This window comes from Streptomyces sp. DI166 (assembly GCF_900091315.1).
In the GTDB taxonomy this organism is placed as follows: domain Bacteria; phylum Actinomycetota; class Actinomycetes; order Streptomycetales; family Streptomycetaceae; genus Streptomyces; species Streptomyces fuscus.
The window spans coordinates 15,228-36,759 of the sequence record NZ_FLSP01000064.1 but is presented as its reverse complement, the minus strand read 5'-3'; the positions used below and the strand labels follow the sequence as shown (position 1 = coordinate 36,759).

Sequence of the window (21,532 nt, the reverse complement as noted above, 5' to 3'; positions counted from 1 at the left end):
ACACTCGACGGACGCGACAAGAATCACCGAACCGGGGTGTGACGATCCCGGGGGTGCCGGACACGAACGGGACATGAGCGACGACGAAACCTTCGCCGCTGCCTATCGCGAGCACTACTGGGCGGTCAGCCGCTATGTCGCGCGCCGACTCGACGGCCGTACGGACGACGTGGAGGAAGTCGTCGCGGACGTGTTCACGGTGGCCTGGCGGCGCCGCGCCGACCTGCCGGCGGCCCCGCTGCCCTGGCTGTACGGCGTGGCGCACAACTGCCTGGCGAACGCGGTGCGCGGGCAGGGCCGACGGCGGCGGCTGGTGCGCCGGCTGGGCAACGACGACGCGGCCCACGGCCGGCACATCGAGGCGGGCCCTGACACGGACGCCCCCGGCGCCTGGGTGCACGACGCGCTCGCCCGGCTCTCCCCGGCCGACCAGGAGGTCCTGCGGCTGACGGCGTGGGAGGAACTCGGCGTCGACGAGGTGGCCGTCGTCCTCGGCTGCGGCCGACGCGCCGCCGCCATGCGCCTGCACCGCGCCCGTCGCCGACTGAGAGCCGAGATCGACCGCATGCGCCCCACCATCCCCGCCAAGGAGTACGGCCGTGGCTGACGAACTCGACCTCCTGCGCAACGCCAACCCGGTGCCCACCGACGGCCCCCACTACGGCGACGGCCCCCTCGACGGGCGGGCCGAGCAGCACCTCGCCCGGCTGATGCGCGGCGGTACGCCCCGACGCGGACGCGGGCGGATGTGGGCCCTGGCAGCCGCCGTCGTCGTCGCGCTGGTGTCGGCGCTCATGCTCAGCGGCCGGACCACCGCTCCCGCGGTCGCCGCACCCCGCCCCCTGGTGGTGCGGGCCGACACCACCCCCGTCACCCTCGACACCCTGGCCGCACGCGCGCAGGCCCGCGCCGACGGTTCTCCGGCGCTGCGCAAGGGCACCCATGTGCAGTCCTGGAGCCTCGGGATGAGCGACGACGAACCTCCGGTCACGCTCCCCGAGGAGCGCCTCGTGCGATGGCATGCCGACGACAGCCACACGGAGGTCGTCGTCGCCACCGACCCGCGCCACCCCGGGCGCCCGGTCCTCACCGGCGAGGGCGAGGTCGTCGACGACGGCCATGTGCTCAGCCGCCGTACCTACCCGCCCAGTTGGAGCGACGCCCCGCCGCAGTCGCCACCGCCCCGTGACCCCGGCCGGCTGCGCGCCTACCTGAGCGAGGCCGCGTACAGCCGTACGGACCTCTCGACGGGCGAACTCCTCGACGCCGTCGCGGTGTTGCTGGACACCTGGACCCTCGGCGACCGGGAATCCGCGGCGCTCGCGCGGCTGCTGGCGGACGCGGGGGACCTCCGGCCCGCCGGCGAGGTCACCGACCGGCTCGGGCGGCGCGGACTGGCGTACGTCCACGACCGGAACGGCACCCGCGAGATGCTGATCATGGACCCGGCCACCGGCGCCGTACTGGGGCTGGAGACCACCTTCACCCGGGCGCAGCCCGAGTACGGCGTCAAGGCCGGTGACGTGATGGCGTACCGCGCCTGGATGCGCTGATCAGCGGGCCCCTCTCACTCGTCCCACGCCTGGATCATGGTCTGCTCGACGATCTTGCCGTCGCGCAGCGAGGCCATCGACTCGGCCAGGACGCGCACACCGTCCGCGTACACACAGGACTCGCTGAAGGCCATGCTGTCCCCCTGGACGACGCAGTTCTCCAGCTTGTGGGTCATGTCGCGGCTGTAGACGTCCTCCAGCAACTCGCTGATCTCGTCACGGCCGTGCAGGACCCGGGGATGGCTTGGCTGGGTGTTGCGGTCCACGACGCGCAGCTCGGCGTCGTCCGCGTACAGCGACAGCAGTGTCGCCGCCTGTCCCTCGATGCCCCGGCGCAGGGCTTCGGTGTCGAAGCCGGGGGTTGCCGCGGTGCCCATGGTGACCTCCTTCGAGGCCCGCGGTCCTCGGGGAACGGGCCGCGCCGACCTCATCTACGAGGCTCCTCCGCACCGGCGGCCTCGGCAAGCCCAGCGGAGCCGGTCCGCCTGACGAGTGAGCCGCGCCCCGTGGCCGTGTCCGGGCGGGGGCCGCGCGCGTTGCTCCCGACATGATCTCAACACGACGTATCGTCGCCGCCGTCGGTCTGGCCGCGTCGGTCACCGGCCTCGCCGCCCCGATGGCGAGCGCGGCCGAGGCGGACGCCCCGGCCGGGAACCTCAGCCCGATCAGCATGCTCGACTCGCTCACCGTGAGCGACCTCCCCGAGGAGCACAAGGCGACGCTCCCGCGGCCCTCGCAGCAGCTCAACGAGCTCAACCGGGTGCCGGGCGAGCTGAACCAGCTGCACCAGGTCACCGACCTGGTCGCCCCGGTGACGAACCTCCTCCCGGGCATCGAGTACTGACCCGCCCCACCCCCACCGCGAGGGCCGCCCGCAAGCTCGGGCGGCCCTCCGACGGAGGCGACAGATGCCCGAGCCCCCGGACCGGTCGGTGCGCTGGCAGCCGCCCTTCCCCGTGGACGCCGCGCTGACCCTGTCCGCCCTGCGCCGCGGCCGCCACGACCCCACCCACCGGCTCGAACCCGACGGCGCCCTGTGGCGCACCGCCCTGACCGCCTCCGGCCCGGTCACCTACTGCATCCGCCAGCACCGCCCGGACGACCTGCGCGTCGACGCCTGGGGCCCCGGCGCCGACCGGCTCGCCGACTCCGTCCGCCGCGAACTCGGCGAGCAGGACCGGCCCGACCTGTTCCACCCCGAGCACCCCGTCCTGCGCGCCGCCGTCCGACGCCTGCCCGGCCTGCGGGTGCCCCGCACCGGACGCCTCTTCGAAGCGCTCGTGCCCGCCGTCCTCGAACAGCGGGTCGTCGGCGTGGACGCGTTCGCCTCCTTCGCCCGCCTGGTCCGCCGCTACGGCGCCCCGCCGCCCGGACCGGCCCCGGAGGGCATGCGGGTGCCGCCGTCTCCCGAGACCTGGCGTACCGTGCCGAGCTGGGAGTGGCGCAGCGCGGGCGTGGACCTGCACCGCTCCGCCACCATTGTCGAGGCGGCCCGCCACGCGGCCCGGCTGGAGGCCGCGGCCGACGACCCCGCACGCGCCTACGCCGTCATGGCGCACCTGCCCGGCGTCGGCGTCTGGACCGCCGCCCAGGTCGGCCACCGCGCCCTCGGCGACGCGGACGCCCTGCCCCTCGGCGACTACCACCTGGCCACGATGACCGGCGTCGCGCTGCTCGGCCGCCCCCTGGCGGACGACGAGGTCGAGCCGTACTACGAGCGCTTCCGCCCGCACCGCTACCGCGTGGTCCGCCTCCTCGAACTCAGCCCCGGGGCCGCCCCGCGCCACGGACCGCGCGCACCTCGGGCAGGGCCCTTCCACTAGCCGGGCAGACCGCGTGTCCTGGGCAGGGCCCTTCCACCAGCCGGGCCCACCGTGTGTCCTGGGCGAGGCCGTTCCCCTGGCCGGGCCCACCGCGTGTCCTGGGCGAGGACCGCACACACGTCTGATACCCATCGACTTCTGGCCCCTCGCCGTCCCAAGGAGAACCCCATGGCCCCCACGTACGCCGTCACCGGTGCCTCCGGCCGCCTCGGCGGACGTATCGCCCGCCGGCTGGCCGCCGCCGGACTCCCGCAGACCCTGCTGGTCCGCAACCCCGCCCGCGCCCCCGAACTGCCCGGCGCCACCGCCGTGTCCGCCTCCTACGACGACCCCGACGCCGTCGTCCGCGCCCTGCGCCCCACCGACGTCGTCCTGATGGTCTCCGCCTCCGAGACCCCCGACCGGGTCCAGCAGCACCGCACCTTCATCGACGCCGCGGCGGCAGCCGGGGTCGCGCACCTGGTGTACATCTCCTTCTACGGCGCCGCCCCCGACGCCACCTTCACCCTTGCCCGCGACCACTGGCACACCGAGGAGCACCTGCGGGCCAGTGGGCTGCCGTTCACCTTCCTGCGGGACAACCTGTACGCCGACTTCATGCCCGCCCTCGTCGGCGAGGACGGCGTCATCCGCGGCCCCGCGGGCGACGGGCGCGCGGCCGTGGTCGCCCAGGACGACATCGCAGACGCGGCCGTCGCCGTCCTGCGCGACCCGACAGCCCACGCGGGCCGCGCCTACGAACTGACCGGTCCCGAGGCGCTCGGCCTGGACAAGGTCGCGGCCACCGTCGCCGCCGTCACCGGCCGCCCCGTCTCGTACGTCCCGGAGACCGTGGAGGAGGCGTACGCCTCCCGGCGTGCCCACGGCGCCCCCGACTGGCAACTGGACGCCTGGGTCTCCACGTACACCGCCATCGCCGACGGCTCCCTGGCCGGAGTGACCACCGCGATCGAGGACCTGACCGGGCACCCCGCCACGCCTCTCGAACAGGTGCTCCGCACATGACCCGCTTTCCGCCCGCCACATGCCGTTTCCGATCAGTCACGCGTAGGGTCGAAGCCGAGGACACCGACCGATGAAGTGAGGGGTCAGCACCATGGCGCAGCAGGTACGCGGCGTGATCGCACCGGGCAAGGACCAGCCGGTACGGGTGGAGACGATCGTCGTGCCCGATCCCAGGCCCGGCGAGGCCGTGGTACGCGTCCAGGCATGCGGGGTCTGCCACACCGACCTGCACTACAAACAGGGCGGGATCTCCGACGACTTCCCGTTCCTGCTCGGCCACGAGGCGGCGGGCGTGGTGGAGTCGGTGGGGGAGGGCGTCACGGACGTGGCCCCCGGCGACTTCGTGATCCTCAACTGGCGTGCCGTGTGCGGCCACTGCCGGGCCTGTCTGCGCGGACGCCCCTGGTACTGCTTCGACACCCACAACGCCGAGCAGAAGATGACCCTGCTCGACGGCACCGAACTCTCCCCGGCGCTCGGGATCGGCGCCTTCGCGGAGAAGACGCTGGTGGCGGCCGGACAGTGCACGAAGGTGGATCCGTCGGTCTCCCCGCAGGTGGCGGGTCTGCTCGGCTGCGGGGTCATGGCCGGGATCGGCGCGGCCATCAACACGGGGAACGTCGGACGCGGTGACACGGTCGCCGTGATCGGCTGCGGTGGCGTCGGTGATGCCGCCATCGCCGGATCGAGGCTGGCGGGCGCGGCGCGGATCATCGCGGTCGACATCGACGACCGCAAGCTGGAGAAGGCCCGCGCGATGGGTGCCACACACACCGTCAACTCCCGTGGTACGGACCCGGTGGAGGCCATCCGTGAGCTGACGGGAGGCTTCGGCGCCGACGTGGTGATCGAGGCGGTGGGCCGCCCGGAGACGTACAAGCAGGCCTTCTACGCCCGCGACTTGGCCGGGACGGTGGTCCTGGTCGGCGTCCCCACCCCGGAGATGAAGCTCGAACTGCCCCTGCTGGACGTCTTCGGCCGCGGCGGCGCCCTGAAGTCCTCCTGGTACGGCGACTGCCTGCCCTCCCGGGACTTCCCCATGCTGATCGACCTGCATCTGCAAGGCCGCCTGGACCTGGGGGCGTTCGTGACGGAGACCATCGCGCTGGACGAGGTGGAGAAGGCGTTCGAGCGGATGCACGAGGGTGACGTCCTGCGCTCGGTGGTGGTGTTCTGATGACCGCCCCACGCATCGAACGACTCGTCACCTCCGGGCAGTTCACCCTCGACGGCGGCACCTGGGACGTCGACAACAACGTCTGGATCGTCGGCGACGACCACGAGGTGATCGTCATCGACGCCGCGCACGACGCCGACGCCATCGCCGAGGCGGTCGGCGACCGCACCCTGAGGGCCATCATCTGCACCCACGCCCACAACGACCACATCGACGCGGCCCCCGCGCTCGCCGAGCGCACCGGCGCCACCATCTGGCTCCACCCCGACGACCTGCCGCTGTGGAAGCAGACCCACCCCGACCGCGACCCCGACGCCCACCTCCTGGACGGCCAGGTCATCGAGGCCGCGGGCGCCGACCTCCGCGTCCTGCACACCCCCGGCCACGCCCCCGGAGCGGTCTGCCTCTACGATCCCGGCCTCGGCACGGTCTTCACCGGCGACACCCTCTTCAAGGGCGGCCCCGGCGCCACGGGCCGCTCCTTCTCCCACTTCCCGACGATCATCGACTCCATCCGGGACCGGCTCCTGACCCTGCCCTCCGAGACGGAGGTCCTGACCGGCCACGGCGACTCGACGACCATCGGCGCGGAGGCGCCGCATCTGGAGGAGTGGATCGCCCGGGGGCACTGAGCGCGGTCAGCGGTCCTCGTACAGCGTCCACCAGGACTCGAACCAGGACTGGGTCTCCTGGAGCCGGTCCTCGGGCTGCGGGAAGAGTTCCGACGCGCTTCCGCCGGGGAAGTGGACGTAGGACGTGAGTGCGGTGCGGTCGTTGAACAGGTACAGCTCCAACGGGGGTTGGGCGGCGGCCCTGCGCACGGTGAAGGACACGGGGGCGTCGGGCGGCAGCGCCGCGGCGAGGCGCTGCCGCACGTCGTCGATACGGTTGCCCGTACCGCCGCCCATCAAGAGCAGCCGCACGCGCACCGAGCCCGGCCGGACGACGCGCTCGGTGACGCGCCCGAGTTGAGCGCGCAGGGCGCTGACGAGCGGGGTTTCGTCGGCGATGACCGCGTCGATGGTGATGTGCGTCGCCTCGAACGCGGTGCCGACCGCCATGCCCAACGGCGATTCGTTGCGGTGTACTTGGATGCTACGTGCTGTTGCCGTCTCCCTGGCGGCTCCCACCGCGACGACCTTGGCCGAGGCCCCGCGCCGACGGTCTACGAGCCCCCAGACCTCCAGCTCTCCCAGGGCGCGCCGGATGGTGCTGATCGACACGTCGAAATGCTCGGCCAACTGCGCCTGCGTGGGCAGTCGATCGCCCGCGACAAGGTCCCCCGATGCGATCGCGTCTCGGAGTACCGCGGCGATGGACCGGTACGTCGGCTGCGACCCGTCCGGATCGACGGATGCTGTACGCGCGAACGGCAGCGCGGTGAGGGCGATGTCGTGCGTACCGTCCTCGCCGGGGGAGTGCCGCAGTGCGGGGAAGTCCCGCGTGCTCCGAAGCTCGTCGAGGTAGGTCGCCACTTCCCGGTGGACCAGTTCTCGGACGGCGGTGACCTCCCGGCGCAACTGCCCGCCGAGGAGGGCGTCGCGGACACCGGGGCGGAAGGCGAACTCCAGGTACGCGGGGTCCGTACGCCCGTCGGCGTCCCAGGGCTCCAGCAGCCCGCCCAGGGCGACTTCGGCGAGGTGACCGTGGTCCGACCGCTGAACCATGGCGCGGCGCACCAGGTTCATCACGGGGAGAGTGAGAGGCACGGCCGCGAGGTACCCGGCCAGTTCCCGAGCGGCGGGCGAGGCGGTTTCCTCGAACCGGCGAACGGCACGCAGGGCGTCACCGTCGTCGTCGGCGGTCGTACGTGGCCCGGCCGGTGGCTCGCCCGTGGACCAGTCGGCGTCGAGGGGGAGAGCGGGCAGATGGTGGTTCCCGCTGCCCGAGACGACCGTGGCGAGCGCCGCGAGGGCGGCCGGGGAGGCGTCGACCACGGGCAGCACGGCCCGGTTCCAGGTGCTGTTGGGGGCGGCGGGCAGAGGCGTGCGCACCAGGCGGGGGACCGGTTGTACGCCGCCGCGTTCCCACAGGCGTTCGGGCAGTACGTTGAGCAGGGCCACCGCGCTGTGCCGGCACCACTCGCCCACGGCGGCTCGCAGCGCGGGCAACTGCCACGCCTCGGACACCGTGTCGCTGACGAGGAGGACCAGACCCCGGCGGTGCCCGGTGGCGAGGTTCTCCGGTGGCCCGCCAGGGCTGCGGGACACGGTGACGTTCGCGTCGGCGGAGGTGCGGAGGAACCACATGCGGACGGTGCGGAAGAGGCCGATGCGGGCGAGCAGGGCGCATAGTTCGGCCACGAGGTCGTGCCACAGCAGCATCGACCGGTGGGTGTCCACGACCAGGGTCAGGTCGAGCCAGGGCTCGCGGGCCGGGCGCATGGCCGGCGTCAGCATCTGATGGTCGAGGCCGTTCTCCGCCGTCGCCTCCTCGTCCAGTTCCGGCCGGTTGCCGGGCAGGCGGCGGGGGCCGAGGGGGCGCAGGGCGCGCAGGATGGCGAGCGGTTCGTCGAGGGCGCGGGCGCGGGTGACCCGGACCGGGGTGCCGCGGCGGCCGGTGCCCAGGGGCTGCCGCGGCTGGGGGACGGACGCCGGGTCGGGCCGGGGCGGTGCGGCGGTGAACAGGAGGCCGTCGGTGGGCGGGGTACGGCGGGGCGGCAGGGGTGGCGCGGGCCGGGACTCGGGGGTGTGCTCCGGGCGGGCCGTGCCCGTACCGACGGCGGGTGCGGAGGGGATGACGCGAGCCAGCCACAGAATGTCGGCGATCTCCTCGGGGCCCACCTCGGCTCCCGCGTCCGCGATGATCTGCCGCAGCCTGTCGGTCACGACATCAACCGCCCGGACTCGGGCCGTCGGTTCGGGTCGTCCCACAGGAGCACCACAGGGTGCTGGGCCGCTATGCGCAGTGCGCGCACGGTGCCGGGCAGCTTCCGCGGGTCGATCGGCTCGCCGGACGGGGCGAGCGCCGTGGTGAGGTCGCCCGGTGCGCCGTCGGACGGCTCGCCCCGGCGCCACACGGCGACGGGAACCCCGGAGGAGAACACGGCCTTGAGTACGTCGCCCAGCCGGTCGCGTTCGCCAGCGGCCAGGACACACACGGGGAGGTCCTTGGCCTGGAGGAGCGCGGAGAGATTGCCCGGCACCTCGTTCCCGGACAGCAGCCACACCGGCTGCGAGGCGTTCGCCCCCGGAGCTTCCCAGCCGCCTGGGCCCTGCCGCTCCAACGCCCGCCATTTCGCCCGCCACTTCTGACGCGCCACCCCCTTTCGCTGGTCGGGACAGCGCACGACCACCTCGAAGAGCACGCCGACCGGCTCGCCGCTGTCCTCGGCACCGGCGGGCACGGACCAGTTCTCGAAGTCCTCGTCGAGCAGGTCGTGGGGGATGTGGAACTCGACGCGCTCGATGTCCGGCGCGATGCCCTCGGGGTCCTCCTCGACGAACCGCTCGACCAGCTGCGCGATCTGCCGGCCGACCTCTCCTCGTGCGCTCGACAAGGGGAGGGAGCCCCCGGACTCCCACTCGGAGGTGAACCGGCCCCGGTAGCGCCAGATCCGCACCAGGTACGCGTCCTGTTCCAAGGGCGCCCGGCCGAGTTGCACATGCAGGGCGCCGGGCTCCTGGGGAGGTTCCGGCGCCGGCGGCACGGGAGCGGCGCGCAGCCGCAGCCGGGTCTCCTCCACCCAGGAGTCCAGGCGCGCACCCCATGCCCGGTCCGGGGCGTGCGCGGCGAGGTAGCGGACGAACGGCAGGGCGAGTGGCAGTTCGGGGCGGCCCATGCGGTCGTCCAGGTCACGCACGATCTCGGTGAGCCCGCCCTCGGGCAGCGCGTTGCCGACGGGCGCGGAGACACGGCACACGTCGAAGGCCCAGCGGTAGGCGTCGTGGGCGCAGGCGGGCAGGGGGTGTTGCCGGGCGAGGGCGGCGAGCCGGTCCCAGGCGGGCTGGTCCAGGCGGGGCGATGTGTCGTCGGCGTCCGGTGCGGTGAGGACGGCCGAGTCGTGCCACCCGCGGTGGATCTCGAAGGTCGGGGTCTGCCGGGCCTGTCCGTTGCGCCGCCTGTCGTCGAAGTCGCGCTGGAGGCTCTGTGCGATGTCCGTCAGCCTGCTGACGCTCTCTTCGAGGCTCAGTCCTTCCAGCCGCTCCAGCAGCGCCTGCGTGAATAGTCCCGCCGGGCTGCCCTGTCTGTTCTTGGCGACTTCGCCCGGCCGCGTGGCGTACAGGACGAACTGTTCGCGCCCGCCGACCCTGAACCCTTCACGGAACGTGGTCTGCTCGAACCGCAGTGCCGGTACGCGCCGTTCCTCCACACGGCAGGCGTCCACGAGGGCGATCTGGTGCCGGAAACGGCCGGTGCTCACGGAGTCGGACCGCCAGTGCCGCAGCGCCGAACCGAGGTTGAGGTTGCTGATGCTGGCGGCGCTGGCGTCGGCGTAGGGGAGTATCGGGTCGTCGATGCCGTTCACGAAACCGTGCCCGGCCCAGTAGATCCACAGGACGTCGCCGCCACGGGAGGGCAGGTCCGTCAGCAGGGCCTGCTTGATGTTCGCCTCGGTCGCGGGCCTGTGCGGGGGCAGGTCGCCGGTGTCCGGGAGGGTGGTGCCGGGGAGCGGGGAGAGGAACAGACGGACGTTGGCGGGCGGCACCTTCGCGCAGGTGGTCAGCCAGCGCGCGAAACGGTGGGCGTCGTGGGCGGCGCCGGGAAGCCGCCACTCACGGCTGACGGCGCCGTAGTGCTCGACTCCGACGACAAGAGCGTACGTTCGCTCGGCGAGCGAGTCGGCCCGATGGCTCACCCGCGGTCCCTTTCGTCCCCTTCGGCGCTGTGCGCGGCAGGGGATGACGATAGCGGGCCGGTCAACGCACCCGTACCGGTTCGGCCTTGAGCCAGGTGTCCTCGAACCACAGCCTGGCGCGGTCGATTACGGCTTCGTCTCCGGGGGAGGAGTTCTCGCCCACCGCGGAGAAGCGATGGAGCGTCGTGCCGAGCCCGTTCACGTCGTGGATTTCCACCCCTTTTCCGTCCGGCAACCCCACCGGGCGCCGGACCACCTCGTAGAAGCCGGTGACGAGATCCGTACCGTTGAGGAGGTAGAGCTTCTGCATGGGGGCCACAGAACAGTCCCGCCACTCGAACGCGGTGTGCCTGACCAGCCCTTCGCGCTTCAGCGCCCCGATGATGAAGGCCAACGAGTCCATGTGAGTCTCCCGGAGTTGCCGCAGCCGGGAGAGGGTGTGGGTGTTCGCGGAGCCGTTCACGGGTGAGGCCGGTTTGAAGTCGGCGTCGATACGGGGTGTCAGGGCGCGCAGGCTGATGGACTGTGGTTCGGCTTCGCCCGACCGCACTCGATCGGCGCAGACGCGCAGGTGTGCGTCGAGGACTTCCCCCGTCAACGAGAACGTGTCGACGGTGACGGTCGGAGCCGTGAAGGCCGTGTCCAGGCAGGGCCCCAAGGTGTCATGGCGTTGCCCGGTCCGGACCGGCCCGCCGTCCGGCGATATGCGGGCCACGCGGATGCCGCTCCCGACCCGGGACTCGATGTACCCGTCGTCGGCCAACTGCCTGAGTGCCTGCTGGATTGTGGTGCGCGACACCTCGAATTCCTGTGCCAGCTGGCGCTGCGGCGGAAGGAAGGAGCCGACCGCGTACACCCCGGCCGCCATCCGGCCCAGCAGCTCCGCCACGATCCGCTGCACTTCTCCCGCCACAGCCCCGCACCCCCGATCCGGCAAGAAAAGACGACACAAGATGTCCGGCTTACCAGGAACCGTAGCTGTCGAAGACACCCCTCACACGGAAAGGCCGTACACGCATGCCCCACCCCCTCAAGGACAAGGTCGCCCTGGTCGCCGGAGCCACCCGCGGCGCGGGTCGCGGGATCGCCGTGGAACTGGGCGCCGCAGGAGCCACCGTCTACGTCACCGGCCGCACCACCCGGGCCCGCCGCTCCGAGTACGACCGCCCGGAGACCATCGAGGACACCGCCGGACTGGTCACCGAGGCGGGCGGGCGCGGTATCGCCGTACCCACGGACCACTTGGAGCCGGAACAGGTCAAGGCCCTGGTGGACCGCATCGCCGACGAACAGGGACGCCTCGACGTGCTCGTCAACGACATCTGGGGCGGCGAGCACCTGTTCGCCTGGGAAGCCCCCGTCTGGGAGCACGACCTCGACAAGGGCCTGCGCCTGCTCCGGCTCGCGGTCGAGACGCACGCGATCACCAGCCACTACGCGCTGCCCCTGCTGCTGCGCCACCCCGGCGGCCTGGTCGTGGAGATGACCGACGGCACCGCCGAGTACAACCGCGACAACTACCGCGTCTCCTTCTTCTACGACCTCGCCAAGTCCTCCGTCCTGCGCATGGCCTTCGCGCTCGCCCATGAGCTCGGCCCGCGCGGTGCCACCGCGCTCGCGCTCACCCCCGGCTGGCTGCGCTCGGAGATGATGCTCGACCACTTCGGCGTACGCGAGGAGAACTGGCGCGACGCGCTCGACAAGGTGCCGCACTTCGCGATCTCCGAGACCCCGCGCTACGTCGGCCGGGCCGTCGCCACCCTCGCCGCCGACCCGGAGGTGGCCCGCTTCAACGGCGCGTCCCTCTCCAGCGGAGGCCTGGCGCAGGAGTACGGCTTCACCGACCTCGACGGCAGCCGCCCCGACGCCTGGCGGTACCTGGTGGAGGTGCAGGACGCGGGCAAGCCGGCCGACACCACCGGCTACCGCTGATCAGGCGCGGGGACCGTCACCGGGAGCCGCCAGCGTGCCGAGTGTCCGGGAGGCAGGCCCAGGTCCTCCCGGACCGCGGTGTAGTAGCCCTCGCGCCCGGCCCGCTGCCGGTCCAGCAGCGCCTGCCACGCCTCCGTGTCCTGCCGGCCCTCGCGGACGAAGCGCTCCATCTCCATCGCCGTCACGACCCACGACCGGGCCTTCTCCACCACGCCCACGCTGCCCAGCATGAGCAGCGCCTCGCCCGCGGGGTCCCGCCCTTCGTTGGCCTCGGCCAGCAGCGGCTTGGCCTCGTCGAGGGTGAGCGGGTCCGGGTGCGTGCCGCAGCCCAGCGCGGCGGCGACCCGGTAGGTGACCGTGACGGTCTTCTTCACCGAGCGCGCGTAGTCCGAGTACACCGCGAGCCGTCGTTCCTCCCAGCGGGCCGCCTCCTCGCGCCGGAAGCGGGCCTGGTCGCTGCGGACGAGCGCCAGGTACGAACCGAGGGCGCCGATCACGACGCCCAGCAGGGCGGGGAGTTGCTGGAGGACCACATCCATGGGTGCACGGTAGCTGCCGAGTTGATCTCGACGGCACTACCGTGGGGGAGCATGACGGACACAACACGCTTCGAGGGGTACGGCGTTCTGGTCACCGGCGCCGCCCGTGGCATCGGCGCCGCCACCGCCCGCCGGTTCGCCTCGGAGGGGGCGCGGGTGCTGGTGACCGACGTGGACGAGGCCGCGGCCGAGCACACGGCCGCCGCGCTGCGGGGCGACGGCCTGATGGCGGAGGCGTACCCCTGCGACGTGGGGGACCGTACGTCCGTCGAGTCGGCGGTGGAGCGAGCCGTCACCGCCTTTGGCTCCCTCGACGTGCTGGTCAACAACGCCTACGGCTGCACCCCGGACGAGCCGCGCTTCGAGGACGAGGACGACCGGGTCTGGGCCCGCGACCTCGACCTGACCCTCACCGGCGCCTACCGCTGCTGCCGCGCCGCCCTGCCCCACCTGGTGGCCTCCGGACGCGGCGCGATCGTCACCGTGGGCTCCGTCAACGGCATCCAGAGCTTCGGCAACCACGCCTACAGCGCCGCCAAGGCGGGCCTCGCCTCCCTGACCCGCACCCTCGCCGAGCACGCCGCGCCCCGCGGGGTCCGCGTCAACCTGGTCGCCCCCGGCACCGTCCGCACCACGGCCTGGGAGGGCCGCGAGGCCGACCTGGACGCGTTCGCCCGGGTGTACCCCCTGGGCCGGGTCGGCGAGCCGGAGGACATCGCCGCCGCGATCGCCTTCCTCGCCTCCCGCGACGCCTCCTGGATCACCGGCACGACCCTGGTCGTCGACGGAGGCATCACCGCCATCAACACGGGGCTGCGATCGGCCGTACCGGAGTGACCTCCAGGGGTGGCACAGCGGCTGGTCACACCCCGAACTTCACCGTTCGGTCACAACCGCTCCCGCCCTACAACCACCGGCCCCCAACGCCTGTCTAGCTGGCAGAGAACGCGGCACAGCGCGTCACACCGGCGGAAAGGGACGTACCGGCCATGGGGGACATACGCAGACGAGGAGCCGTACTCCTCGGCATCACCGCACTGACGGCACCGCTCACGGTCGCCCTCGGGGCGGCTCCGGCGCAGGCCGCGAGCTGTACCACGCAGACGGGGCCGTATCAGAAGAAGGTGGAGAAGTTCCTCGGGCTGCCGGTCAACGGCAAGCAGTCGGCCTCCGACTGCAAGGCCATCAAGGCCTTCCAGACCAAGCACGGCATCTCCCCGAACATCGGGTACGCCGGCCCCGTCACCTGGGGCGTCATGGACCTGATGAACAAGCAGAAGGCCGTCGGCAACAAGCCGAACAAGGCCGGCAAGTGCCCGACGAACAAGGGCCGGATCGCCTGCGTCAACCTCACGCTTCAGCTGAGCTGGATCCAGGACGGCGACAAGCTCGTCTACGGCCCGGTCCCGGTGCGCACCGGCCGCAACGGCTACGAGACCCGCACCGGCCTGAAGAAGATCTACTGGCGCAACATCGACCACGTCTCGACGATCTACAACGTGCCGATGCCGTACTCCCAGTTCTTCGACGGCGGCCAGGCCTTCCACTCGGTCGGCGTCAGCATGTGGAACCCGCCCGGTTCGCACGGCTGCGTCAACATGACCAAGACGACCGCAAAGAAGTACTGGTCGCTGCTGAAGACGGGCGACGACGTCTACGTGTACGGCCGCAAGCCCGGCACCTGAGCCGGCCCACGCCCGCGTCCCGCCCGGCCGTGACGGCGGGGCGGGACGCGGACTCCCCCGGTGACAGTGGTCAGAGCAGCACGTTGACCGTGCCGACGTTCACATAGCCGCCCAGCGGCGCGGGCGCCCCGGCCGGGTTGCGGTAGGTCAGCTGGACCAGCAGCGCGTACGTGCGGCCGGCCTGGAGGTTCGACAGGACGATGTCGCGCTGGTAGTCGCCCCCGTTCATCGGTACGGAGGCGGGCGCCGCGGGCTCGGGGAAGTCGTCCGGGCCGCCCATCTCGTCGACCTTGACCTGGACGTACCAGGTGCCGGAGAGCAGCGGAACGAGGAAGCCGGTGAGGTGCCAGTCGATCCGTACGGTGACCGGGGTGCCCTTGTTGACGACATCGGCGGGGTTGCCGTCCGGGTCCAGGACGATGGCGCCGATACGGCCGTCGAGGGCCGTGGTGGGGACGGGGAGCGACTGGAAGGTGCCAGAGGCCATGGGATGACTCCTTGTCGGAACTGACCGGTGATGGACGCCTCAACGGTCCGGCGCCCGGCACCTTCGCAGCAGAGGCAGGTGTCCCGACCCGGGCGGGCCGTTGTCCGGGGCCGACCGGGCGCCGGATCACACCGGTTGGGCCGCGCGGGGCCCTTCCAGCGGCAGCCGGACCCGTACCTCGGTGCCCCCTCCGGGCGTACTGCGCAGGGAGAACCGCCCGCCCGCCGCCTCGGCGCGCTGCCGCATCGAGGTCAGGCCCACACCCGGGCTGACCCGCCCGGTCCCACGGCCGTCGTCGGCGACACCGATCAGCAGGGACCGCCGCCGTCCCGCCAGCGTGACCCGGGCGTGCCGGGCACCCGCGTGCCGTACGACATTGGTCACCGCCTCCGTCACGATCCGGTACGCCGTCGCCTCCAGGGGCGGGGGCAGGTTCGGCAGTGACGACTCGACGATCTCCACGGCCGTCGCGGGGGAGACCGACCGGGCGTGCCGGCGCAATGCCTCCACCAGCCCGTGCGAGGCGAGCGCGGCGGGCGCGAGCCCGTCGAGGAGCCGGCGGACCTCCGCGGTCGCCAGGGCCACCTCGGCGCGGATACGGTCCAGCAGCGCCCGCTCGGTGTCCGTGCCGCTGCCGTCCAGCAGCTCCGCCAGGGCCTGCGCGCACAGGCCGATCCCGGAGAGCGAAGGGCCCAGCCCGTCATGGAGTTCGCGGCGGAGGCGGGCGCGCTCGGCCTCCACCCCAACCCCGGGCATGCTCATACCCGTCGGCGCGGGTAGGCGGACCGCACCTGGCTCAGCGCCCAGCGCATCCGCGGTACCGCGGTCTCGGGCTGCTCGCCGTAGGCGCGGGCCAGGGTGCCCGCGCAGCCAAGGCTGCCGCCGTGCCGGCGGATCGCCCGCCGGATCGCCGAGGCGATCTCGGCGCGGGTCGGCGCCGAGCCGGTCACCAGGTCGCTGCTGAACAGCGCCTCGGCGCGGGCCGCGGTCAGGATGTCCGTCATGGGTACTCCCGGTCCTCGGGGGCGGTGCCTGTGCTCGCCCCGGTTCGGGCACCAGCGTGCGATCCCGGGTTGCAGTCACCACTGCACCGGCCGCTGCACCACTGGGTCGTGTCCGCGAAGTCCCGCCCGCCGCCCCATGCCGGGCACGCCCTGGCCGCACCGGCGTGCCGCAGGTGCGTGGCGTCCGTCCGGAGCACCTCCTGGCCCTTCGAACCGGGGGAGACCCCCGGAGCACGAGGCCCCACGGGGCACCCCCATGCCGCCGTCCGGCCCGCCCTCCGGGCTGACGACGCGACTTCGCACGTACACGACCTGGCGGGCGGTGCCGGTACCGGTTCGGCGCTAGCTTGGACGGCAGGGGACGAGGGTGGGGGCCCGTGTGATGACTGGGCGAGAGCGGTTCGACGGTCTGCGGTTCCAGGTGCTCGGACCGCTGCGCGCCTGGCGGGACGGGGCGGAGCTGGATCTCGGGCCCTCGCAGCGGCGCGTGGTGCTCGCCGTGCTGCTCCTGCGCGCCGGACGGCCCATGAACCGGGAGCGGCTCGTCGAAGCCGTCTGGGGCGACGCCTTACCGGCGCGGGCCGCGAACCTGGTGCAGCGGCATGTCTCCGCGCTGCGCCGGGTGCTGGAACCCGAGCGCGCCCCGCGCAGCCCGTCGGGGCTGCTCGCCTGGACCGAGACCGGGTACCTGCTGACCCTGGGGGCGCACCAGTCGGACCTGCGCAGGTGCGAGGAGCTGATCGGGCGGGCGCATACCGCACGGGCCCGGGGCGACCTCTCCGCGACCGCGGAGTGCCTGCGCGCCGCCCTGCGCCTGTGGCAGGGCCCGCTCTGCGAGGGGCTGGCGAGCCCGCTGCTCGACGCGGAGCGCGACCGGCTGGCCGAACGGCGGCTGAGCGTGCTGGAGGAGCGCATCGAGGTCGACCTGGCGCTCGGCGACGATTTCGACCTGGCCGGCGAGGTACGGCAGCTCACCGAGGCGCACCCGCTGCGGGAAGGGCTGCACGGGCTGCTCATGCTCGCCCTGCACCGCTCCGGACGGCAGGCCGAGGCCCTGGCCGCCTATCACCGGGCCCGCCGGCTGCTGCGGGACGAACTCGGCATCGAACCGGGACAACGACTGCGGCGCCTGCACACGAGGATCCTGGCCGCCGACCCGGACCTCGACACCGGGGAAGCACAACCCACCCGTCCGCGTGCGGACGCGGCTCGCACGGAACCGCCCGCCCCGGTCGTACCCGCCCAACTCCCGCACTCCGTCGCGGGTTTCGTCGGCCGCGAGGAGGCACTCGCGCTGCTCGACGCCCTGCTGCCGACGGACCCGGACGGCCCGGAACAGGCCATGGCCGTGATCACCGCCATCGGCGGCACCGCGGGCGTCGGCAAGACGACCCTCGCCGTGCACTGGGCCCACCGCGTCCGCCACCGCTTCGCCGACGGCCAGCTCTACGTCAACCTCCGGGGCTTCGACCCCGGCGGCCCCGCCGTCCACCCCGCCGAGGCGGTCCGCGGCTTCCTGGACGCCCTCGGCGTCCCGCCCCGCCGTATCCCGGTCAACCCGGACGGCCAGATCGGGCTCTACCGCAGCCTGCTGGCCAACCGGCGCATGCTCGTCGTCCTCGACAACGCCCAGGACACCGACCAGGTACGCCCGCTGCTGCCCGGCTCACCGCACTGCTGCACCGTCATCACCAGCCGCAACCTGCTCACCGGCCTGGTGATCACCGACGGCGCCCGGCCCGTCACCCTCGGCCTGATGTCCCGCGCCGAGGCCACGGACGTCCTCGGCCACCGCATCGGCGGCCACCGGCTCACCGGCGACCCGGACGCGCTGGAGGACATCATCGCCTCCTGCGCGCGGCTCCCGCTCGCCCTGGCCATCGTCGGCGCGCACGCCGCCACCCAGCCGCAACTGCCCCTCGCCTCGGTCGCGAAGGAACTGCGGGCCGCGGGCAGCGCCCTGGACCTGCTCGACGGCGGCGACGCGGCCACCGACGTGCGCAAGGTGTTCTCCTGGTCCTACCGTCGCCTCACCGAACCCGCCGCCCGGCTGTTCCGCCTGCTCGGCCTGCACCCGGGCCCCGACATCGGCACGGCCGCCGTCACCGGAATCGCCGGACTGCCCGCCGAGCAAGTCCGTTCACAGCTCGCCGAATTGACGGCAAGTCACCTGCTGTTCTCGCCGGCCGCCGACCGATACGCCGGCCACGACCTGCTGAGCGCCTACGCCGCCGAACTCGCCCGTACGCACGACACTTCCGCCGACCGCACGGCCGCGGTGCGCCGCATGCTCGACCACTACCTGCACAGCGCCTACCGCGCCAGCCTCCACCTGAGCCCGCACCGGGACGACCCCATCGCCCTCGCCCCGCCCCGGGCACCCGTCACCGGGGAGCGGTTCGCGGGACACGACGAGGCCCTCTCCTGGTTCCTGCGCGTACACGCCGTACTGCTGTCGGTGCAGCGGCTGGCCGTGGACCACGGACTCGACGGCCATGCCTGGCAGTTGGCCTGGGCGCTCCAGCCGTACTTCGACCGCGCCGGGCACTGGCACGACTCCGCCGCCGCGCACGAACGGGCGCTGGCCGCCGCCCGGCGCGCCGGGAGCACCCACGGACAGGCCGTGGTGCACGGCTGCCTGGCGTATGCGTACATGAGGCTCAGCCGCTATGAGGAGGTCGCCACCCACATGCGGCAGGCCCTCCACCTGTACGAGACGCTCGGCGACGTCCTCGGTCAGGCCCACACCCATCGGACGCTGTGCTGGCTCAATGACGAGAAAGGACAGTACGAACAGGGGCTTGACCACGCCCGCCGGGCACTGGAGTTGTTCACCGCGGCCGGCCACCGCACGGGGCGGGCGCGGGCGCTCAACGCACTCGGCTGGTTCTGCTCCCGGCTGGGCCGCCACCAGGAGGCACTCACCCACTGCGAACAGGCCCTCCGGTTACTGGAGGAGGCCGACGACCGCTTCGACCAGGGCGACACCTGGGACAGCCTCGGTCACATCCACCGACATCTGCACCACTACGAGCAGGCCGCCGAGTGCTTCGAGCGGGCGCTCGCCCTCTACCGGGAGACCGGCGACCGCTACAACGAGGCCGACACCCTCTACTCCCTGGGCGACCTGCACCTGACCGCGGGGGACCGCGGTGCGGCGACCGCGGCCTGGCGGCGGTCGGCCGACGTGCTGGACGAACTCGGACACCGCCGAGCCGCCCAGGTGCGCGCCCGCCTCACCACCGAAACGGAATCCAAGTCGCCGGAAAATTGACTCCCTTGACGCAAGGATGGCGCGTCGTCAGACTCCCCGCCATTCCATGCACGACAGGGGGAAAGATCGTGGAAAAGGAAGAAGTCGACTGGCGGGACATCGTGGGCCTCGCCGAGAAACTGGAACGGGGGATATATTCACCGACGCCGAGATCAAGGCATTGCGTCTGGTGTTCGACGTAGCGGGAAATATCCTCGTCCCGGACACACCGGTGGCGCAGACGCTCGGCACGCTCCTGCCCGGCTCCGATTCCGAGCGGACCCGGCGCGCGTTCAAGGTGTACGAGCTCTACTCGGCGGAACCGGTGACGGCCGAACCACCGGAATTCGACCCACCCGACTCCGGACCCGGGCGGTGCTGACCCGGGGCCCGCGCGATGCCCACGGCCCACGACGCCTGGCCGGTCGTCCTGGTGTGCATGCCCTTCATGGACGACCGCCGCCCCTCCCTCCAAGCCGGTCTCCTCGCCGCGCTCGCCCGCGCCGAGGGCTTCCCGGCCCGTACCCTCCACGCCAACCTGGACTTCGCGGCCGGGATCGGCGTGGAGACGTACCGGACCCTCGCCGACCGGCCCGGCCAGCTGGCGGGGGACTGGCTGTTCTCCCTGGAGGCGTTCGGGCCCGCGGCACCCGATCCGCGGGGCGACTACCTGGACCTCTGCGCCGACGACCTGGCACGGGAACACGGCATCCCCGCCGACCGCCTGCGCGAGCGCCTTCTGCGCATCCGGCAGCGGGAGGTCCCCGCCTACCTCGACGCGCTCGCCGACGCGCCGTTCTGGCAGGACACCCAGGTCGTCGGCTTCACCTCGACGTTCCAGCAGAACACCGCCTCCATCGCGCTCGCCCGGCGGCTGCGGCAGCGCCATCCGCACCTGTTCACGGTCTTCGGCGGCGCCAACTTCGACGCCCCCATGGGCCCGGAACTGGTCCGCACCGTCGACTGCGTGGACGCCGCCGTCATCGGGGAGGCCGACACCGCCTTCCCCCACCTGCTGAGGACCCTCGCCACCGGCGGCGACCTCGGCTCCGTACCCGCGCTGGCCCGCCGCGTGGACGGCAAGGTCGTCACGGGACCACCGGCACCACCGACACGGAACCTCGACGACCTGCCGATGCCGGACTACGACGAGTACTTCCGGCGGGCCGAGAACCTCGGGCTGCTGCCCCGCACGGCGTCCCGCGCCGTCCACCTCCCCGTGGAAACCGCGCGCGGCTGCTGGTGGGGCGCGAAACACCACTGCACCTTCTGCGGCCTCAACGCCCAGACCATGAACTTCCGTTCCAAGTCCGGCCCGCGCGTCCTCGACGAACTGGCCCACCTGGCCCGCAGATACCGCAGTTTCCGTTTCGAGACGGTCGACAACATCCTCGACATGCGCTACTTCCGAACTCTTTTCCCGGCCCTCGTGGAAAGCGAGGCGAGTTACGACCTTTTCCACGAGGTGAAGGCGAATCTCGCCCGGGCCCAGATCGAACTCCTCGCCGCCGCGGGCGTGACCCGGATCCAGCCCGGAATCGAATCACTCAGCACCCGCGTACTGAGTCTGATGCGCAAGGGCGTGACAGTCGCCCAGAACGTCAATCTCCTGCGCTGGGCGCGGCATTACGGAATCGAGGTGGACTGGAACCTGCTGTGGGGATTTCCCGGTGAGCGGCCCGAGGACTGCTCCGCACAGGCCGCCCTGATGCCCCACCTGTGGCATCTGACACCACCGGGGGACGCCGGACGCCTCGCCATGCAGCGCTTCAGCCCGCTCTTCACCGACCGGGAGGGCATCCTGCGCGACCTGCGCCCCGCACCGCCCTACCGCTACGTCTATCCCGCCGACACCGATCTCGACCGTGTCGCCTACTTCTTCAGTTACCGGCTCGACGGCGCGCTCCCCGACGACGCCTACGCAGGCCTGCGCACGGCGGTCACCGACTGGCAGGAGGCCTGGAGCGACAGCGGGGCACCGCCCGTACTGGAGTACCGGCGGGCACCCCACTACGTGCAGATCCACGACAGCAGACGAAGCGACGGCGCGGGCACCCACGTCTTCGAGGGAACAGCGGCCGATCTGTACCTCGCCTGCTGCGACCGGCCGGTGACGGCGGACGCCGTGCGCGCACGGCTCGGACCGCGCGAACCGGCGGACGACGTGCGGCGCGTCCTGGACACCTTCACGGAGGCCGGGCTCGTCCTGCGCGACGGACCGCGCTACCTGGCACTGGCCGTACCGGCCGCACGCCACTGACCTTTGGGGGAACCAC

20 protein-coding genes are annotated in these 21,532 nt (G+C 72.6%); 12 read left to right on the top strand and 8 right to left on the bottom strand.

Annotation, left to right across the window (positions count from 1 at the left end):
• Positions 1–73 precede the first annotated feature (73 nt).
• Positions 74–607: an RNA polymerase sigma factor gene (locus GA0115233_RS27085; RefSeq protein ID WP_093722925.1), complete on the top strand. Its 534-nt coding sequence runs from the start codon at positions 74–76 to the stop codon at positions 605–607.
• Entirely contained in the window at positions 600–1,553 is a 954-nt protein-coding gene (locus GA0115233_RS27080) for a CU044_5270 family protein (protein ID WP_093722924.1), read from the top strand. The genes GA0115233_RS27085 and GA0115233_RS27080 overlap by 8 nt, the downstream gene beginning before the upstream one ends.
• A 14-nt stretch (positions 1,554–1,567) precedes the next feature.
• Here GA0115233_RS27080 and GA0115233_RS27075 read toward each other — a convergent pair whose 3' ends face one another.
• Complete coding sequence (locus GA0115233_RS27075; protein WP_093722923.1) at positions 1,568–1,930, bottom strand: nuclear transport factor 2 family protein; 363 nt, start codon at positions 1,928–1,930, stop codon at positions 1,568–1,570.
• A 170-nt stretch (positions 1,931–2,100) separates the two neighbouring features.
• Here GA0115233_RS27075 and GA0115233_RS27070 point away from each other — a divergent pair, with 170 nt between their 5' ends.
• From GA0115233_RS27070 to GA0115233_RS27050, 5 genes are all read left to right on the top strand, one after another.
• On the top strand, positions 2,101–2,397 hold the full coding sequence (locus tag GA0115233_RS27070) for a hypothetical protein (RefSeq protein WP_093722922.1): 297 nt from the start codon (positions 2,101–2,103) through the stop codon (positions 2,395–2,397).
• A 64-nt stretch (positions 2,398–2,461) separates the two neighbouring features.
• Complete coding sequence (locus GA0115233_RS27065; protein WP_093722921.1) at positions 2,462–3,376, top strand: DNA-3-methyladenine glycosylase family protein; 915 nt, start codon at positions 2,462–2,464, stop codon at positions 3,374–3,376.
• A gap of 168 nt (positions 3,377–3,544) precedes the next feature.
• Positions 3,545–4,381, top strand: coding sequence for an SDR family oxidoreductase (locus GA0115233_RS27060; protein WP_093722920.1), 837 nt, complete (start codon positions 3,545–3,547; stop codon positions 4,379–4,381).
• A 91-nt stretch (positions 4,382–4,472) separates the two neighbouring features.
• Positions 4,473–5,558 (top strand): S-(hydroxymethyl)mycothiol dehydrogenase, encoded by a 1,086-nt coding sequence (locus GA0115233_RS27055; RefSeq protein WP_093722919.1) that lies wholly within the window; start codon positions 4,473–4,475, stop codon positions 5,556–5,558.
• Complete coding sequence (locus GA0115233_RS27050) at positions 5,558–6,190, top strand: MBL fold metallo-hydrolase (protein WP_093722918.1); 633 nt, start codon at positions 5,558–5,560, stop codon at positions 6,188–6,190. Before GA0115233_RS27055 ends, GA0115233_RS27050 begins: the two co-directional genes overlap by 1 nt.
• Positions 6,191–6,196: 6 nt before the next feature.
• On the opposite strand, the gene GA0115233_RS27045 is transcribed toward GA0115233_RS27050, so the two are convergent.
• The 3 genes from GA0115233_RS27045 to GA0115233_RS27035 all read right to left on the bottom strand — a co-directional run bounded on the left by GA0115233_RS27045 (position 6,197) and on the right by GA0115233_RS27035 (position 11,269).
• On the bottom strand, positions 6,197–8,386 hold the full coding sequence (locus tag GA0115233_RS27045; protein WP_093722917.1) for a GntR family transcriptional regulator: 2,190 nt from the start codon (positions 8,384–8,386) through the stop codon (positions 6,197–6,199).
• Entirely contained in the window at positions 8,383–10,356 is a 1,974-nt protein-coding gene (locus GA0115233_RS27040; RefSeq protein WP_107406461.1) for a VMAP-C domain-containing protein, read from the bottom strand. Before GA0115233_RS27040 ends, GA0115233_RS27045 begins: the two co-directional genes overlap by 4 nt.
• 61 nt (positions 10,357–10,417) lie before the next feature.
• On the bottom strand, positions 10,418–11,269 hold the full coding sequence (locus tag GA0115233_RS27035) for a winged helix-turn-helix domain-containing protein (protein WP_141689572.1): 852 nt from the start codon (positions 11,267–11,269) through the stop codon (positions 10,418–10,420).
• A gap of 104 nt (positions 11,270–11,373) precedes the next feature.
• Between GA0115233_RS27035 and GA0115233_RS27030 the strand changes: the two genes are divergently transcribed.
• Positions 11,374–12,288 carry an SDR family oxidoreductase gene (locus GA0115233_RS27030; protein WP_093722914.1) on the top strand — a complete coding sequence of 305 codons (915 nt, stop codon included), beginning with the start codon at positions 11,374–11,376 and terminating at the stop codon, positions 12,286–12,288.
• Here GA0115233_RS27030 and GA0115233_RS27025 read toward each other — a convergent pair.
• A complete protein-coding gene (locus GA0115233_RS27025) occupies positions 12,279–12,827 on the bottom strand; it encodes a hypothetical protein (RefSeq protein WP_093722913.1) in 549 nt (182 codons plus the stop codon). The two genes, GA0115233_RS27030 and GA0115233_RS27025, sit on opposite strands and share 10 nt — an antisense overlap.
• 51 nt (positions 12,828–12,878) lie before the next feature.
• Between GA0115233_RS27025 and GA0115233_RS27020 the strand changes: the two genes are divergently transcribed.
• Entirely contained in the window at positions 12,879–13,664 is a 786-nt protein-coding gene (locus GA0115233_RS27020; protein ID WP_093722912.1) for an SDR family NAD(P)-dependent oxidoreductase, read from the top strand.
• A 152-nt stretch (positions 13,665–13,816) separates the two neighbouring features.
• A complete protein-coding gene (locus GA0115233_RS27015; protein ID WP_093722911.1) occupies positions 13,817–14,512 on the top strand; it encodes a L,D-transpeptidase family protein in 696 nt (231 codons plus the stop codon).
• 70 nt (positions 14,513–14,582) lie between these two features.
• Here the strand turns inward: GA0115233_RS27015 and GA0115233_RS27010 are convergent, their stop codons facing one another.
• From GA0115233_RS27010 to GA0115233_RS27000, 3 genes are all read right to left on the bottom strand, one after another.
• A complete protein-coding gene (locus GA0115233_RS27010) occupies positions 14,583–14,999 on the bottom strand; it encodes a hypothetical protein (protein ID WP_093722910.1) in 417 nt (138 codons plus the stop codon).
• Between the two features lie 126 nt (positions 15,000–15,125).
• The gene (locus GA0115233_RS27005; RefSeq protein WP_176711951.1) at positions 15,126–15,755 is read right to left on the bottom strand and encodes a sensor histidine kinase; all 630 of its coding nucleotides are present in this window, start codon (positions 15,753–15,755) and stop codon (positions 15,126–15,128) included.
• Positions 15,756–15,757: 2 nt separating this feature from the next.
• Positions 15,758–16,003 (bottom strand): hypothetical protein, encoded by a 246-nt coding sequence (locus GA0115233_RS27000; protein ID WP_093722908.1) that lies wholly within the window; start codon positions 16,001–16,003, stop codon positions 15,758–15,760.
• Positions 16,004–16,385: 382 nt separating this feature from the next.
• Between GA0115233_RS27000 and GA0115233_RS26995 the strand changes: the two genes are divergently transcribed.
• Both GA0115233_RS26995 and GA0115233_RS26990 read left to right on the top strand, forming a co-directional pair.
• Positions 16,386–19,277 carry an AfsR/SARP family transcriptional regulator gene (locus tag GA0115233_RS26995; RefSeq protein WP_093722907.1) on the top strand — a complete coding sequence of 964 codons (2,892 nt, stop codon included), beginning with the start codon at positions 16,386–16,388 and terminating at the stop codon, positions 19,275–19,277.
• A 376-nt stretch (positions 19,278–19,653) separates the two neighbouring features.
• Entirely contained in the window at positions 19,654–21,516 is a 1,863-nt protein-coding gene (locus tag GA0115233_RS26990) for a RiPP maturation radical SAM C-methyltransferase (protein WP_093722906.1), read from the top strand.
• The last annotated feature ends 16 nt before the right edge of the window (positions 21,517–21,532 follow it).

Excerpts from the sequence above, each read along its gene's own strand:
- GA0115233_RS27010 (WP_093722910.1), bottom strand. The coding sequence starts at position 14,999 with ATGGCCTCTGGCACCTTCCAGTCGCTCCCCGTCCCCACCACGGCCCTC.
- GA0115233_RS27050 (WP_093722918.1), top strand. The coding sequence starts at position 5,558 with ATGACCGCCCCACGCATCGAACGACTCGTCACCTCCGGGCAGTTCACC.
- GA0115233_RS27025 (WP_093722913.1), bottom strand. The coding sequence starts at position 12,827 with ATGGATGTGGTCCTCCAGCAACTCCCCGCCCTGCTGGGCGTCGTGATC.
- GA0115233_RS27000 (WP_093722908.1), bottom strand. The coding sequence starts at position 16,003 with ATGACGGACATCCTGACCGCGGCCCGCGCCGAGGCGCTGTTCAGCAGC.
- GA0115233_RS27015 (WP_093722911.1), top strand. The coding sequence starts at position 13,817 with ATGGGGGACATACGCAGACGAGGAGCCGTACTCCTCGGCATCACCGCA.
- GA0115233_RS27065 (WP_093722921.1), top strand. The coding sequence starts at position 2,462 with ATGCCCGAGCCCCCGGACCGGTCGGTGCGCTGGCAGCCGCCCTTCCCC.
- GA0115233_RS27030 (WP_093722914.1), top strand. The coding sequence starts at position 11,374 with ATGCCCCACCCCCTCAAGGACAAGGTCGCCCTGGTCGCCGGAGCCACC.
- GA0115233_RS27070 (WP_093722922.1), top strand. The coding sequence starts at position 2,101 with ATGATCTCAACACGACGTATCGTCGCCGCCGTCGGTCTGGCCGCGTCG.
- GA0115233_RS26990 (WP_093722906.1), top strand. The coding sequence starts at position 19,654 with ATGCCCACGGCCCACGACGCCTGGCCGGTCGTCCTGGTGTGCATGCCC.
- GA0115233_RS27055 (WP_093722919.1), top strand. The coding sequence starts at position 4,473 with ATGGCGCAGCAGGTACGCGGCGTGATCGCACCGGGCAAGGACCAGCCG.
- GA0115233_RS26995 (WP_093722907.1), top strand. The coding sequence starts at position 16,386 with ATGACTGGGCGAGAGCGGTTCGACGGTCTGCGGTTCCAGGTGCTCGGA.
- GA0115233_RS27060 (WP_093722920.1), top strand. The coding sequence starts at position 3,545 with ATGGCCCCCACGTACGCCGTCACCGGTGCCTCCGGCCGCCTCGGCGGA.
- GA0115233_RS27075 (WP_093722923.1), bottom strand. The coding sequence starts at position 1,930 with ATGGGCACCGCGGCAACCCCCGGCTTCGACACCGAAGCCCTGCGCCGG.
- GA0115233_RS27020 (WP_093722912.1), top strand. The coding sequence starts at position 12,879 with ATGACGGACACAACACGCTTCGAGGGGTACGGCGTTCTGGTCACCGGC.
- GA0115233_RS27085 (WP_093722925.1), top strand. The coding sequence starts at position 74 with ATGAGCGACGACGAAACCTTCGCCGCTGCCTATCGCGAGCACTACTGG.
- GA0115233_RS27005 (WP_176711951.1), bottom strand. The coding sequence starts at position 15,755 with ATGCCCGGGGTTGGGGTGGAGGCCGAGCGCGCCCGCCTCCGCCGCGAA.